Here is a 1,238-nt window from a genome sequence, read left to right on the forward strand (position 1 = left end):
TCTACCAGCACATCGAGGCCGACACTTTTTGCTACGGCAGCCAGTTCGGCCATTTTCACGTCATCCAGCGCGGAGACGATCAACAACACACAATCAGCGCCCAGCGCCCGGGCTTCGACGATCTGGTAAGGATCGATCATGAAGTCCTTGCGGATCACCGGCAGTTTGCACGCCGCCCGAGCCTGTTGCAGATATGCATCGGCGCCCTGGAAGTAATCGATATCGGTCAACACCGACAAACACGTCGCGCCGCCCTTCTCGTAGCTTTTGGCGATGTCGGCGGGGACGAAGTTCTCGCGAATCACGCCCTTGCTCGGCGAGGCTTTCTTGATTTCGGCAATCACCGCCGGCTGCTTGAGCTTGGCTTGCGCCAACAACGCCTGGGCAAAACCACGGGGTGYATCGGCCGCCTTGGCCAGAATTTCCAGCTCGGCCAGGCTCACACGAGCGCTACGCTCGACGACTTCCTTGACCTTGCGCGCCAGAATGTTTTCCAGAACCGTCGGTACACTCATCCCTCATTCTCCACTTTGAATACCGCGGTAAATGCACCCAGCTCCTCCAGTTTCTCCCGAGCGAGGCCTGTGTGCAGCGCATCGTGCGCCAGGGCAACGCCTTCTTTCAAACTGGTTGCATGGTCGGCGGCGTACAACGCTGCACCGGCATTGAGCATGATCATCTCGGCGGCTTTCTGACCGCTTTCGGTTTTACGTTTGCCCAAGGCATCGCGAATCAATTCCAGCGAGGCGGCCGGGCTTTCGACTGCCAGYCCGTGCAGGCTCTGGCTTTTCATGCCGAGGTCTTCCGGCTCGACCCAATATTCGGTGATCTGGTCATTCTTCAATTCCGCCACGAAGGTCGGCGCCGCCAGACTGAATTCATCCAGGCCATCTTTCGAATGCACCACCAGCACGTGCTTGCTGCCCAGTCGCTGCAAGACCTCAGCCAGAGGCCGGCACAACGCCTGGTTGAACACGCCTACCACCTGATGCTTCACACCGGCCGGGTTCGTAAGCGGGCCGAGCATGTTGAACAGGGTACGCAGGCCAAGATCCTTGCGCGGACCGGCGGCGTACTTCATCGCACGGTGGTGAGTCTGGGCGAACATGAAACCGATGCCGACGTTGTCGATGCAACGCGCGACCTGAACCGGCGTCAGGTTCAAGTAGATTCCAGCCGCCTCCAGCAAGTCAGCGCTGCCGCTTTTGCCCGACACTGCACGGTTACCGTGCTTGGCC

At 59.5% G+C, this 1,238-nt stretch carries 2 protein-coding genes; both read right to left on the reverse strand.

Going from position 1 to position 1,238, the window contains the following annotated elements:
- On the reverse strand, window positions 1-515 hold a 515-nt coding region (locus tag AC1DRJ_RS28360; RefSeq protein ID WP_477805060.1), incomplete at its 3' end, for an indole-3-glycerol phosphate synthase TrpC.
- Window positions 512-1,238, reverse strand: a 727-nt coding sequence (gene trpD / locus AC1DRJ_RS28365; protein WP_477805061.1) for an anthranilate phosphoribosyltransferase, incomplete at its 5' end; no start/stop codon positions are given. The genes AC1DRJ_RS28360 and trpD, both read right to left, overlap by 4 nt.

Source organism: Pseudomonas sp. P5_B2, assembly GCF_056400445.1.